At 72.5% G+C, this 12923-nt stretch carries 10 protein-coding genes; 7 read left to right on the top strand and 3 right to left on the bottom strand.

Going from position 1 to position 12923, the window contains the following annotated elements:
- Window positions 1-505: 505 nt before the first annotated feature.
- Window positions 506-955 (top strand): PTS glucose transporter subunit IIA, encoded by a 450-nt coding sequence (locus ACIP5K_RS22025; RefSeq protein WP_401411850.1) that lies wholly within the window; start codon window positions 506-508, stop codon window positions 953-955.
- A gap of 75 nt (window positions 956-1030) precedes the next feature.
- Window positions 1031-2701, top strand: coding sequence for a phosphoenolpyruvate--protein phosphotransferase (gene ptsP / locus ACIP5K_RS22020; RefSeq protein ID WP_401411849.1), 1671 nt, complete (start codon window positions 1031-1033; stop codon window positions 2699-2701).
- 75 nt (window positions 2702-2776) lie between these two features.
- Here the strand turns inward: ptsP and ACIP5K_RS22015 are convergent, their stop codons facing one another.
- Together ACIP5K_RS22015 and ACIP5K_RS22010 are read right to left on the bottom strand one after the other, a co-directional pair.
- Window positions 2777-3679, bottom strand: a complete 903-nt coding sequence (locus ACIP5K_RS22015; protein ID WP_401411848.1) for a hypothetical protein — start codon at window positions 3677-3679, stop codon at window positions 2777-2779.
- Window positions 3680-3758: 79 nt separating this feature from the next.
- Window positions 3759-5732 carry an acetoacetate--CoA ligase gene (locus ACIP5K_RS22010; RefSeq protein ID WP_401411846.1) on the bottom strand — a complete coding sequence of 658 codons (1974 nt, stop codon included), beginning with the start codon at window positions 5730-5732 and terminating at the stop codon, window positions 3759-3761.
- A 214-nt stretch (window positions 5733-5946) separates the two neighbouring features.
- Here ACIP5K_RS22010 and ACIP5K_RS22005 point away from each other — a divergent pair, with 214 nt between their 5' ends.
- Complete coding sequence (locus tag ACIP5K_RS22005; RefSeq protein ID WP_401411845.1) at window positions 5947-8310, top strand: glycoside hydrolase family 31 protein; 2364 nt, start codon at window positions 5947-5949, stop codon at window positions 8308-8310.
- 148 nt (window positions 8311-8458) lie between these two features.
- Here the strand turns inward: ACIP5K_RS22005 and ACIP5K_RS22000 are convergent, their stop codons facing one another.
- Window positions 8459-8995, bottom strand: a complete 537-nt coding sequence (locus ACIP5K_RS22000) for an NUDIX domain-containing protein (protein WP_401411843.1) — start codon at window positions 8993-8995, stop codon at window positions 8459-8461.
- 71 nt (window positions 8996-9066) lie between these two features.
- Here ACIP5K_RS22000 and ACIP5K_RS21995 point away from each other — a divergent pair, with 71 nt between their 5' ends.
- From ACIP5K_RS21995 to ACIP5K_RS21980, 4 genes are all read left to right on the top strand, one after another.
- The gene (locus ACIP5K_RS21995; protein WP_401411842.1) at window positions 9067-9876 is read left to right on the top strand and encodes a M15 family metallopeptidase; all 810 of its coding nucleotides are present in this window, start codon (window positions 9067-9069) and stop codon (window positions 9874-9876) included.
- 91 nt (window positions 9877-9967) lie between these two features.
- Window positions 9968-10426, top strand: a complete 459-nt coding sequence (locus tag ACIP5K_RS21990) for a Zn-ribbon domain-containing OB-fold protein (RefSeq protein ID WP_401411841.1) — start codon at window positions 9968-9970, stop codon at window positions 10424-10426.
- The gene (locus tag ACIP5K_RS21985) at window positions 10423-11613 is read left to right on the top strand and encodes a lipid-transfer protein (protein WP_401411868.1); all 1191 of its coding nucleotides are present in this window, start codon (window positions 10423-10425) and stop codon (window positions 11611-11613) included. The genes ACIP5K_RS21990 and ACIP5K_RS21985 overlap by 4 nt, the downstream gene beginning before the upstream one ends.
- Window positions 11614-12152: 539 nt before the next feature.
- Entirely contained in the window at window positions 12153-12908 is a 756-nt protein-coding gene (locus ACIP5K_RS21980; protein WP_401411840.1) for an MIP/aquaporin family protein, read from the top strand.
- Window positions 12909-12923 lie beyond the last annotated feature (15 nt).

Here is a 12923-nt window from a genome sequence, read left to right as displayed (position 1 = left end):
TGATTTTTGGCACGCTGTTGAGTTCTCAAGGAACGGACGCTTCCTTTGTACTCACCCTCTCGGGCTTTCCTCCGGGCGCTTCCCTTCGGTCTTTCGTGTTTCCGACTCTATCAGACCGTTTTACTGGCCGATTTCCTCGGGGTCTTGCTTCGCCTTCCGGGATTCCGCTTTCGCGTTTTCCTTTCCGGCGGCCGTAACTCTAGCAGTCTTTTTTCTGTCCTCCGACCACACCCGTGAGTGCACAGGTCTAGACCAGAGGTAGGGTTCGACTCTTAGAGGCCGCAGGAGACCGGGCACTCGTTGGCACCTCTTGCTCCCTGGCGGAGGTACGACAGTACATGGGGCCCCGCGCGCGGTGCAAATCGTTTGCGGGGTGCTCTACATCAGCCAACCGGTACCTCTCATGCGGAACCGGGACTTTTTATGACTTACGCTTCGAAACGGTACGTCGTCCAGGACAGGCAGTGACGACGACCATCAATCTCCACCCCCTGGGAGGCTTGCCATGACCGATGTGACGTCCCCGCTTGCAGGACGCGCCATTGGGCTCTCTGCCGTTCCTGACCCGGTCTTCTCCGGTGCGATGGTCGGCCCCGGCACCGCCATCGACCCCGTGCGCGAGCCCTCCGAGGCCGTCGCTCCCGTCAACGGCATCGTCGTTTCCCTGCACCCGCACGCCTTCGTCGTCGTCGACGAAGAGGGACACGGTGTGCTGACGCACCTGGGCATCGACACCGTGCAGCTCAACGGCGAGGGCTTCGAGCTGCTCGTCAACAAGGGCGACACCGTGACGCGCGGCCAGGCGGTCGTGCGCTGGGACCCCGCCGCCGTCGAGGCCGCCGGCAAGTCGCCGGTCTGCCCCGTCGTCGCGCTCGAGGCCACCGCCGAGTCGCTCTCCGACGTCGTCGAGTCCGGCGACCTCACGGCGGGCGAGCCGCTGTTCGGCTGGAAGTAGCAGTCGGCCGTCGTGGACGGCCCGCAGGACAATCAACGCGGCGGCACAGCCGCCGCACTATCGGAGACGGGTGAGATGGAGACAACGCTGCGAGGCGTCGGCGTGAGCCACGGTGTGGCGATCGGCGAGGTTCGGCACATGGGGACGGCGGTGCTCGAACCGCCGGCCAAGCAGACTGCGCCGGAGGACGCGGAGCGCGAGCAGGGGCGCGCCCGTCAGGCCGTCGAAGCTGTCGCGGCCGACCTGATTGCGCGCGGCAATCTGGCCGGCGGCGAGGCACAGGCGGTGCTCGAGGCCCAGGCCATGATCGCTCAGGACCCCGAGCTGATCGCCGACGTCGACCGTCGCATCACGGTCGGCAGCACGGCCGAGCGCGGTATCTACGACGCCTTCTCGCACTATCGCGAGCTGCTGGCCGGCGCCGGTGAGTACATGGCCGGCCGCGTGGCCGACCTCGATGACGTGCGGAACCGTATCGTCGCGCGCCTCCTCGGTGTTCCGATGCCGGGTGTGCCGGACAGCGACGAGCCGTACGTCCTTATCGCCCGCGACCTGGCACCCGCGGACACCGCGCTGCTGGACCCCGCGCTCGTGCTCGGTTTCGTCACCGAAGAGGGCGGCCCGACCAGCCACAGCGCCATCCTGGCGCGTGCCCTCGGGGTGCCCGCCGTCGTGGCGCTGCCCGGTGCCGGGGAGCTCGCCGAGGGCACGGTCGTCGCCGTGGACGGCAGCACGGGCGAGATCTTCGTCGACCCGAGCGCCGAGAAGCGCGCCTCCCTCGAGGCCGCGGCCGCCGAGCGCAAGGCCGCCCTGTCCGCGTCGTCGGGTCCGGGTGCCACGTCGGACGGGCACAAGATGCCGTTGCTGGCGAACATCGGTGGCCCCGCGGACGTGCCGGCGGCCGTCGATGCGGGGGCCGAGGGCGTCGGTCTCTTCCGCACCGAGTTCCTGTTCCTGGACGACAGCGCGCACGCTCCGTCCGAGGAGAAGCAGGTCGAGGCGTACCGGCAGGTGCTGGAGGCGTTCCCCGAGGGGCGTGTCGTCGTACGGGTCCTGGACGCGGGCGCCGACAAGCCGCTGGACTTCCTGACCCCCGCCGACGAGCCCAACCCCGCGCTCGGCGTGCGAGGGCTGCGGTCGCTGCTCGACCACCCCGAGGTGCTGAGCACGCAGCTCACCGCGCTGGCCAAGGCCTCCGAGGGCCTGCCGGTCCACCTTGAGGTCATGGCGCCGATGGTGGCCGACCGCGCCGACGCGAAGGCGTTCGCCGACGCCTGCCGGGCGGCCGGGCTCCAGGCCAAGTTCGGCGCGATGGTGGAGATCCCCTCCGCCGCGCTGCGTGCCCGTTCCGTGTTGCAGGAGGTCGAGTTCCTGTCGCTGGGCACCAATGACCTCGCGCAGTACACGTTCGCCGCGGACCGTCAGGTCGGTGCCGTGTCGCGGTTGCAGGACCCCTGGCAGCCGGCGCTGCTCGACCTGGTGGCGTTCTCCGCCGACGCCGCCAAGGCCGAGGGGAAGAGCTGTGGTGTCTGCGGTGAGGCGGCCTCCGACCCGCTGCTGGCCTGCGTGCTGACCGGTCTGGGTGTCACCTCCCTGTCCATGGGTGCCGCGTCGATCCCGTACGTGCGCGCCACGCTCGGGAAGTACACGCTGGCCCAGTGCGAGCGCGCGGCGTCCGCGGCGCGTGCCGCGGACTCCGCCGAAGAGGCGCGCAACGCCGCTCAGGCCGTGCTGTCCGGCGAGTAGCCGAACCGGTCCGCCGGTCCGCGAAGGGCGTCCCACCTCGGGTGGGGCGCCCTTCGTGCGGTCCGGGCGGGTTTGTCAGTGGCGGTGCCCGCCCTCCGGGTCGGTGGTGGGCACCTCCGGCGCGGTGCAGTAGTCGGCGTCGGGCTCGGGGGCCAGCAGCTCGCCGGAGTAGGCGTCGATGCAGTAGGCGTCGAAGACCTGTGCCGCCGTCAGCTTCCGCAGGCTCTCCTCCTTCACCCGCCAGCCGTACACCTGGTCCCGCTCCCCCGCCCTGGCCGTGCGCACGACCAGGGCGCACGCGCTGCCGGTGGCCAGGGCCAGGGCGAGGACGGTGGTCAGCTCCAGCGTCGCGGTCTCGTCGAGTTCGAGGGTGTCGGGTGCGGTCGCGTCGGCGTGGAGCACCGCCTGGAGCGGGTCGCGGCCGGTGGAAGCGCTGCACACCAGGTGGTGGGTGCCCGCGCCGATCGTGTCGAGCACGCGGGTGACGAGATAGGAGGCCCGGGCGAAGGCGATCCGGCCGATGTCCTGGTGGCAGATCGCGCAGGGGCCCAGGCGGGCGAGGACCGAGGACGCGTAGGTCCAGGTGGCCCGGCGGACGGCCGCCTCGACGAGGTCGGGGACGAGGTCGGCCAGGGGCTGTCCCTCGTACGGCAGGGCGGGGCCGGTCGAGGCGAGTTCGGCGGTGAAGCGGCCGCGGCTCGTGGGGGTGTCCGGTTCGATGCCGGTCTCCGCGCAGAATTCCGCGTATTCGACGGGGTCGAAGAGGGCGACGCTGGTGTGGCTGCCGGAGGAGGCCAGGGATTTGAGCAGGCCCTCCACCTGCCGCAGGTAGGTCTGGTGGTCGCGGAAGGTGAAGCTGCGGTAGCGCCGCATCGCCGTGAAGTCCTGCTCGTCCGCCAACAGGCCGATGGTTCCGGCCACCTCGCGACGCAGGAGCTGTCGCGAGGTGGTGGTCCTGCCGTGCTGTGTGTTCGCCATGATTCCCCCTGAGCGTGCTCGATCAATGCTCACTCAGAGTAATCGGGGGTACTGACAACGGGTCTGCCGCGGCGGGTGCTCAGGCGCGCTTGCGGGCGATGTCCTCGTAGAACGCGAGCAGGTCGAGGTTGTCGATGGAGCCGGGGTTCACCGCCTTTTCGAGGGGGGTGCCCTGGAGGAGGCGCTTGACCGGTACCTCGATGCGTTTGCCGGTGAGGGTGTGAGGGATGCCGGGGGCTTCGATGATCTCGTCGGGGACGTGGCGGGGTGAGAGCTGTTCGCGGATGGTCCGCTTGATGCGGGAGCGCAGGTCGTCGTCGAGGGTGGCGCCGGGTGCGAGGTGTACGAAGAGCGGCATCCAGTAGCCGCCGTCGGGCTGTTCGAGGCCGATGACGAGGGACTCGCGGATCTCGGGGAGCCGCTCCACGGCCTCGTAGATGTCGGCCGATCCCATCCGGACGCCCTGGCGGTTGAGGGTGGAGTCGGAGCGGCCGTGGATGACGACGGAGCCGCGTGAGGTGAGGGTGATCCAGTCGCCGTGGCGCCAGACGCCGGGATAGGTGTCGAAGTAGCTGTCGTGGTAGCGGCTGCCGTCGGGGTCGTTCCAGAAGCGGATCGGCATGGACGGCATGGGGTTGGTGACGACGAGTTCGCCGACCTCGTCGACGAGGGGGTCGCCCTGCGGGTCCCAGGCCTGGAGGTCCGTGCCGAGGGCGGGGGCCTGGAGTTCGCCGATGTGGACGGGGAGGGTGGCGACGGCCCCGGCGAAGCAGGAGCAGACGTCGGTGCCGCCGCTGACCGAGGCGATCCAGAGGTCGTCGCCGACCTCGTCGTGGAGCCAGCGGAAGCCGTCGGGCGGGAGCGGTGAGCCGGTGGTCGCCACGCAGGTGACGCGGGACAGGTCGTGGTCGCGCGCGGGGTGCACGCCGGCCTTGCGGCAGGCCATGACGTAGGCGGCCGAGGTGCCGAAGAGGGTCGCTCCGGTGCGCTCGGCGACGGCCCACTGGGCGTCCGTCCCGGGGTGGCCGGGGCTGCCGTCGTAGGTGACGATCGTGGTGCCGGTGAGCAGGCCGGAGACGAGGAAGTTCCACATCATCCAGCCCGTCGACGTGTACCAGAAGAACCGGTCGTCGGGGCCCAGGTCGCAGTGGAGGCCGAGCTGTTTGAGGTGCTCGACGAGGATGCCGCCCTGCGACTGGACGATGGCCTTCGGCAGGCCGGTGGTGCCCGAGGAGTACAGGACCCACAGGGGGTGGTCGAACGGCACCTCCTCGAAGACGGGCGCCTCGTCGCCGGCGGTGAGGGCGGCCCAGTCGAGGGCGCCGTCGGGGGCGTCGGTGCCCAGCAGCGGGATGTGCACCACGGCGCGCAGGGAGGGCAGCGCGGAGCGGAGTTCGGCGACGGTGTCGCGGCGGTCGTGCTCCTTGCCGCCATAGCGGTAGCCGTCGACGGTGAACAGGACGACCGGTTCGACCTGTTGGAAGCGGTCCAGGACGCTGCGGGCGCCGAAATCGGGCGCGCAGGAGGTCCAGACGCCGCCGACGGCCGCGGTGGCGAGCAGCGCGACGACCGCTTCGGGGATGTTGGGCAGGTAGCCGCTGACGCGGTCGCCGGGGCGGACGCCGAGGGCGCGCAGGCGCGCCGCGAGGGAGCCGACCTGGCGGCGCAGCTCCGCCCAGGTGACGGGGCGGGGCTCCTGCGTCTCGTCGACGTGGAGGATGGCGGGGGTGTCCGCCCGGGCGGGGTCCTCCGCGGTGCGCAGGGCGTGTTCGGCGTAGTTGAGGGTGGCGCCGGGGAACCATTCGGCGCCCGGCATGGTGCGGCTGCCGAGCACGCGCGCGTAGGGGTGGGTGAAGCGCACGTCGAACCAGTCGGTGACGGCTTTCCAGAACGTGTCGAGTTCGGTCACCGACCAGCGGTGCAGTGCCTCGTAGCCGCCGTCGGCGGGTGCTCCGTAGTGGTCGGCCGCCCAGGCCTGGAAGCGGGTGATCCGTGCGTCGGCGATCTGTTCCCGATCGGGCTGCCAGAGCGGCGAGGGGTTCGCAGTGTCCATGGGGCGGCTCCCGGAAGTACGCGGCGTGAGCGTGCTGGGCGCGCACGGGCTGGGGTGTGCGCGTGACGCGGCTGACACGGACGATGCCACGTGATCGACTTCGACACCAGGGCGTCCGCCACATAGTCCGTGTCGCGACGATGTGTCTGCACCACTGGTGAACGGCAGTTGAACGCGGCACGCGCGCGTGGCGGTCGGTGGCAGGGTGAGCAGCATGAACGGTCGTGACCTGGTGCGCTCGGTGAAGGTGGTTTCTCAGGTGGGTGCCGCCCAGGGGCTGCGGGCCGTGCGTGCCTCGTGGCGGCATCGCAGGGCGGACTCGGCGGGGCTGCCGCGGCAGGGACAGGCGCGGGCGCGGGTGCCGGGGGCGGTGGTCGGGGTGGAGCCCGCGCCCGGTGGCGGGCGGGTCCGCTTCGCCCGTTCCGAGCTGCGGATCCTGGTCACGGTGCAGGGGGCCGTCTTCTGGGGGTGGGACGGCGCGGATCCCGAGCCGTCGTACGCCCTGGCGGGGCGGTGTCCGGAACCGGACGCGCGGGTGACGCTGGAGCCGGACAAGGACGGCGGGTGGCGGGTGGTCGCCGAGCGGGCGACGGTGACGGTGTCCCGGCACGGCGCCGTCGCGCTGTGCACTCCGGGTGGTGTGCTGCTGCGGCGTGATCTGCCGCCGCGCTGGTGGGAGCCCGAGGCGGGTGGCGAGGCGCGGTGGGCGCAGCGGTCGGAGGTCGCGGCGGACGCGCGGTTCTTCGGGCTCGGCGGGCGTTCCTCGGGACCGCGGCTGCGGGCGGGCACGTACCGGCTGTGGAACACGGCTCCGCACGGTGCGTCCGGTCCGGGGGACGATCCGCTGTCCGTGACGATGCCGGTGCAGCTGGTGGTCGCGGACGGGGGGACGCATCTGGTGTTCCACGACACGACGTGGGACGGCACCGTGGTGCTGCGCGAGGGGCGTGAGGGGGGCGGGTCGGGGCACGACAGCGCCGGGGCGAGCGAGCTGCGGATGCGGGGTGGGCCGCTGCGGTGCTGGGCCCTGGTGGGTACGCCGTCGCGGGTGTTGCAGGGGTGGACGCAGTTGACCGGTGGTGCGGTGGTGCCGCCTTCGTGGGCGTTGGGCCATCAGCACGCGGTGTCGGGGGCCGCCGACGCGGTCGGCACCGACCGGGAGGTGCGCCGGGTGGTGGCGGGCCACCGGGAGCGCGGTCTGCCGCTGGACGCGGTGCATCTGGAATCCGCTCCTCACCGGGTGCGGAAGGGGGCGACGCCGCGGGCCGGGGAGCCTTCCTCCGTGCGCCGGCTGGCGGCCGATCTGCGCTCCGACGGGGTGCGTCTGGTGTCCGTGGTGGAACCGGGGGTCGTCCCGGAGCGGGGTGCCGCCGTGTACGACGGCGGGCGCGCGATCGACGCCTTCGTGCGCGACATGGCGGGCCGGGTGGTGCGGGGAGTCGTCCCGGGCGGTGAGTCGGTGTATCCCGATTTCACGGCGGAGCGGGTGCGCAAGTGGTGGGGCGGGCTGTACGAGGCGCGTCTGGCCCAGGGTTTCTCGGGGTTCCTGCACGAGGTGGCCGAGCCCTTGTCGTTCGCCGGGCTCGGGGGCCGTGCGCTGCCGCTGTCGGCCCGGCACGATCTCGACGGCCGGGGCGCCGACCATCGGGAGGTGCACAACGTGTACGGGGCGTGCATGGCGCGTGCGGGCCACGAGGGGCTGCGGGAGCTCCAGCCCCGGGAGCGGCCCTTCGTGTGCTCGCGGTCGGGCTGGGCGGGGATGCAGCGGCACGGGGGGAGCTGGTCCGGTGAGGTCGAGACGGGCCGGCCGGGGATGCGGGCGTCGCTGTCGCTGGTGGTGGGGCTCGGTCTGTGCGGGGTTCCGTACGCGGGGGCGGACGTGGGCGGGGGCGACGGGGAGCTGTCGCCCGAGCTGTTCCTGCGCTGGTTGCAGCTGGGCGCCTACCTGCCGCTGTTCAGGACGCGTTCGGCGCCGCGCGGCGGCGCGAGTGGGGCGTGGGTGTACGGCGACGACGTGCTCGCCCACGCGCGCGTGGCGTTGGAGGAGCGGCGGCGTCTGCTGCCGTACTTCATGACGCTCGCGCACGTCGCCCGGCATACGGGGGCTCCGTATGTGCGCCCGGTGTGGTGGGCGGCGCCGGAGGACCGGGCGCTGCGTGACTGCGAGGACTCCTTCTTGCTGGGGGACTCCCTGCTGGTCGCCCCCGTGTGGGAGGCCGGTGTGCGGAGTCGGGACGTCCTGCTGCCGCCGGGGCGGTGGTACGACACGGTGACCGGTGAGGTGTTCGACGGGCCGGGCCGGGTGACGGTGAGCGCTCCGCTGGAGCGGATTCCGGTTCTCGCGCGCGCGGGTGACGTGGTTCCGGTGCGTGCCGCCGGCGGGGGGATCGCTCTGGACGTGTGGGCTCCGGCGCCGGGCCGCACCGGCGGCGGGGTCTTCGCGGGCGACGTGGACGGCTGCGAGGAGCCGGAGATGGAGCGTTTCCGGGTGTACCGCAGCGGTGATCGGGTCGTCGTGGAGGCGGAGGCCGAGGGCGGTGGACCGCCGCGCCGGCCGGTGCGGGTGCGGGGCCTGTGAGGGCCCCGCACGGTCCGGGTGGGGAGCGGGTCGGGTGGTGCCGACGGGGCCGGGGCCTGTCTTCGCACTCCCGTCGTCGCCCGAAGAGCGGCCGCGCGGCGTGGTCGCCCGCGGGGCGGCCTCGCGGCGTCCGGTTCGAGAGCAGGCCCTAGATGTAGCGGCCTTCGAACCATGCGCGTACGGCCACGGTGTGCAGCGGGAAGGCGAGTTCGGCCGGGCGGCGCAGCAGGTGCCATCCGTCGGTCTCGTCCGTGGGCTCGCTGGCGGGCAGCTGGGCGGCCGGGCATTCGGGCAGCAGGCCGAAGAGCAGGAGGTGGCCGTCGGGGGCGCTCATGGCGTCGACGAGGCGGACGTCGCGGGTCGCCGCGTCGATGCCCGTCTCCTCCCGCAACTCCCGGACGACGGCGTGCCGCCAGTCCTCCCGGTCGTCGACGAAGCCGCCGGGCAGGGCGACCTCCCCGCGCGCGGGCGCGATGGTGCGGGTGATCACGACGAGGGCGGTGCCCGTCGTGTCGTACACGGGTTGCAGGGCGATCGCCACGGGCAGCGGATTGCGGTAGGCGACGGAGTCGCAGGCGGGGCAGGTGCGCGGCCAGCCGCGTACGTCGGTCCCGTAGGCGGCTCCGCAGCTGGAACAGTGCGAATCCGGAACGGGGTTGACCGGGGAAGGGGTTGATGCGGACACGGCGCGGACTGTATCCGATCACCGGAGCGGGGTCTTCCCCGGTGGGCCCGTCGCCTGATAGACGCAGGGCCATGACTCGAACTGCCGCCGCTCTGCGGAGACTCGCTGTGCTCACGGCCGCCGCGCTGCTCGGTACGGCCGCCGCCCCCTCGGCCGCCCGGGCGACCGCCGATCCCAGGGCGCCCGGGGAGTTCGTGGCGCTCCGCCGCGTCGATCCCACGATCATCCAGGAGATCCGCTACTCCACCGCCCACAACTTCGTGGGCGAACGGGTCGACGGCTACCGCGATCCGATGTGCATCCTGACGGCACCGGCGGCCCGGGCGCTCCGCACGGCGCAGCAGGGGCTGCTGAAGCGGGGCTACTCCCTGAAGGTCTACGACTGTTACCGGCCGCAGCGGGCCGTCGACCACTTCGTGCGGTGGGCCGAGGACCTCGGCGATCAGGACATGAAGGCGGAGTTCTATCCGCGGGTGGACAAGACGCGGCTGTTCGCGGACGGTTACATCGCCGAGAAGTCCGGCCACAGCCGGGGCTCCACCGTCGATCTGACGGTCGTGCGGCTGCCGGCGCGGCCCACGCGTCCGTACCTGCCGGGCGAGCCCCTCAAGCCCTGTTACGGGCCGCAGCGGGAGCGCTTCCCCGACAACTCCCTCGACATGGGGACGGGGTTCGACTGCTTCGACACGCTGGCGCACACCGACGACCCCCGGGTCCGGGGGGTGCAGCGAGCCCACCGCGACCTGTTGCGGAACGCGCTGTCGGCCCAGGGGTTCGTCAACCTGCCCGAGGAGTGGTGGCACTTCACCTACAAGCCCGAGCTGTTCCCGGACACGTACTTCGACTTCCCCGTCGCGCGGAGGTCGCTGACCGGGCGCTGAGCCCGCACGCGGTCGCGCGGGCCCCCTGACGGCGGGCGGCCACCCGTGGCACACTTCTGACGTTCCGTCAGATTCGGTGTCGGGAGGGTTCGTGACGCGTACGCGCACACCGGTCGTGGCCGGGTGGTTCGCCGGTGAGGGTGAGGACTTCCGCCTGTTGGGGACGCGCTGCTCGGCCTGCGCGTCCGTGTTCTTCCCCCGGGAGGAGGGGGCCTGCCGCAACCCCGGGTGCGCGGGCGGCGACCTGGTCGAGGTGCCGCTCTCGCGACGCGGGCGGATCTGGTCGTACACCGATGCGCGCTACCGGCCGCCGGAACCGTACGTGTCGGACCGGGAACTTTCCTGGGAGCCCTACACGTTGATCGCTGTGGAGCTCGTTGCTGAGCGATTGGTGGTGCTCGGGCAGGGGGTTCCCGGGGTGTCCGTGGCCGATCTGGAGATCGGCATGGAGGTGGAGGTCGTACCGGGGCTGCTCGGCGAGGAGGGGGACGAGGCGGGCGGCACGGCTTGGACGACCTGGCACTGGCGGCCGACGGGGGTGACGGCATGACGGGGGACGTGGCGGTGCTCGGCGCGGGCATGCACCCCTGGGGCAAGTGGGGACGGAGTTTCGTGGAGTACGGGACCGCGGCGGCGCGGGCGGCGCTCGCCGACGCGGGGATCGACTGGCGGGAGGTGGGGTCGGTGGTGGGCGCCGACACCGTGCGCGGCGGCTATCCCGGCTATGTGGCGGGGGCGACGTTCGCGAAGGCGCTGGGCTGGCAGGGGGCCCGCGTGACCAGCGTGTACGCGGCGTGCGCCTCGGGTGCGCAGGCCATCGCCACGGCGCGGGCGCAGATCCTCGCGGGCCTCGCGGACGTCGTGCTCGTGGTGGGGGCGGACGCCGCGCCCAAGGGGTTCTTCCGGCCGGCCGGCGGCGACCGGCCGGACGATCCGGACTGGCTGCGGTTCCGGGTGCTCGGTGCCACCAATCCGACGTACTTCGGCCTGTACGCCCGCCGCCGGATGGCGTTGCACGGGGACACGCTAGAGGACTTCGCCCGGGTCAAGGTGAAGAACGCGGCCTGCGGGGCGCTCAATGCGAACGCCCGGTACCGCGCGGCCGTGACGGCCGACGAGGTCGCCGCCTCCGCCGTCGTGGCCGATCCGCTGCGGCTCCTGGACATCTGCGCCACGTCGGACGGCGGTGCGGCCCTGGTCCTGTCCAGCATGGCGTTCGCGCGGCGGCACGGAGCCGCCGATCCGGTCCGGATCAGAGCGGTGTCCACGGTGACACCCACGTATCCGAACACGGTGCTGGACCTGCCGGACATCGCCACCGACTCGGCGGCGGGAGCCGGGCCGGACGGCCCCTCGTTCCGGTCGTCCATCGCGCGTGCCGCCTACGAGGAGGCCGGTGTCGGACCCGAGGACCTGTCGCTCGCCGAGGTCTACGACCTGTCCACCGCGCTGGAGTTGCAGTGGTACGAGGATCTGGGGCTGTGTGCCGAAGGGGCGGCGGTGAAGCTGCTGCGCGAGGGGGCGACGGCGCCCGGCGGCCGCATCCCCGTGAACGCCAGCGGCGGCCTCGCGTCGTTCGGGGAGGCGGTACCGGCGCAGGCCATCGCTCAGGTATGCGAGCTGACCTGGCAGTTGCGGGGCACGGCCGGGGCGCGGCAGGTCGCCGGGGCGCGGGTCGGGATCACGGCCAACCAGGGGCTCTTCGGCCACGGATCGTCGGTCGTGGCGGTCCGCTGACCGGCCGGCGCGGGCCTGCGGCGCCGGCCGGGCCCGACGGCGCGCCGGTGCGGCGGGGCGGCGGAGCGCCGAGGTGACGCGGCAGGGGCTTCGCGCACGTCGGGACGCTGCCGTCAACACCCCTTCGGGACACGGCACTTCAGGGGCTTCGCGCACGTCGGGACGGTGCCGTCAACACCCCTTCGGGACACGGCACTTGGTGAACCGCGCACCCCCGGCCAACCGGTGCGGTCGGCGACCTTGACGCTCCTGTACGGCCGGTGAACACTTCCGGGTGTCAGTCGGCCTCGCCGCATGACGGCCCCTCTCCGACGCCCCGGGTCCGCTCGCCGTTCCCGAGGCGCCCCCTGTCCGGTCGTGGCAGGTCGGGGCCGCTCCCCCACGCGCGGTTCCGGCTGTGCGGGCACGCTCGTCACGGACGCCGGGCAGGGTACGGGATCTCCCTCGCCCCGGCGGAAGTCGCCAGAACCAGCCGGGGGGAACGCCCTCTGTGCACAGGACCGGGGCGCGCCGCTCCGGGCGAGGGGCTAGGAGCCGCTATGCACAGCAACGCAGACATCTTCGTCGGTGAGCTCATCGGCACCGCTGTCCTGATCCTGTTCGGCGCGGGCGTCTGCGCCGCCGTCACGCTGAAACACTCCAAGGCGAGGGCCTCGGGCTGGATCGTCATCGCGTTCGGCTGGGGGTTCGGCGTCCTGGCCGGCGCGTACACGGCGGCGCCCCTGTCGGGCGGCCACCTCAACCCCGCCGTGACGCTGGGCATCGCCATCGACACCGGCGACTGGGACCAGGTCTGGGTCTATCTGTGCGGGCAGATGGTCGGCGCGATGCTCGGCGCCGTCCTCGCGTACCTGGTGTATCTCGCGCAGTTCAACGCCAACGCGGGCGTCGCCGGTGACGCGACGGCGGCCGACGGGGACGGTCCGCTGCCGACGCTCGGCATCTTCTCCACGATCCCCGAGATCCGGAACCCGGTCGCCAACCTGCTCACCGAGGTCATCGCGACGATCGCGCTCGTGCTGCCGATCCTGGCGTTCGGGCTCAGCAAGGGGCTGGGCGAGTCGGGCACGACGGCGCTGGTCGTGTCGCTGCTGGTCGTGGGCATCGGCCTGTCGCTCGGCGGGCCGACGGGGTACGCCATCAATCCCGCGCGCGACCTGGGCCCGCGCATCGTGCACCAACTGCTGCCCATCCCCAACAAGGGCACCTCCGACTGGGGTTACGCCTTCGTGCCGGTCGTCGGTCCGCTGATCGGCGGCGCGCTGGCGGGCGTCATCTACAACGCAGCGTTCTGAAGGGGCCGCGGGGCC

This window comes from Streptomyces sp. NPDC088785, assembly GCF_044750685.1.
Taxonomy (GTDB): Bacteria; Actinomycetota; Actinomycetes; order Streptomycetales; family Streptomycetaceae; genus Streptomyces.
This window is presented reverse-complemented; position numbering and strand designations above follow the sequence as displayed.

Bases quoted from the DNA above. Each gene is read 5' to 3' on its own strand.
- ACIP5K_RS22025 (WP_401411850.1), top strand. From the start codon at position 506: ATGACCGATGTGACGTCCCCGCTTGCAGGACGCGCCATTGGGCTCTCT.
- ptsP (WP_401411849.1), top strand. From the start codon at position 1,031: ATGGAGACAACGCTGCGAGGCGTCGGCGTGAGCCACGGTGTGGCGATC.
- ACIP5K_RS22015 (WP_401411848.1), bottom strand. From the start codon at position 3,679: ATGGCGAACACACAGCACGGCAGGACCACCACCTCGCGACAGCTCCTG.
- ACIP5K_RS22010 (WP_401411846.1), bottom strand. From the start codon at position 5,732: ATGGACACTGCGAACCCCTCGCCGCTCTGGCAGCCCGATCGGGAACAG.
- ACIP5K_RS22005 (WP_401411845.1), top strand. From the start codon at position 5,947: ATGAACGGTCGTGACCTGGTGCGCTCGGTGAAGGTGGTTTCTCAGGTG.
- ACIP5K_RS21995 (WP_401411842.1), top strand. From the start codon at position 9,067: ATGACTCGAACTGCCGCCGCTCTGCGGAGACTCGCTGTGCTCACGGCC.
- ACIP5K_RS21985 (WP_401411868.1), top strand. From the start codon at position 10,423: ATGACGGGGGACGTGGCGGTGCTCGGCGCGGGCATGCACCCCTGGGGC.
- ACIP5K_RS21980 (WP_401411840.1), top strand. From the start codon at position 12,153: ATGCACAGCAACGCAGACATCTTCGTCGGTGAGCTCATCGGCACCGCT.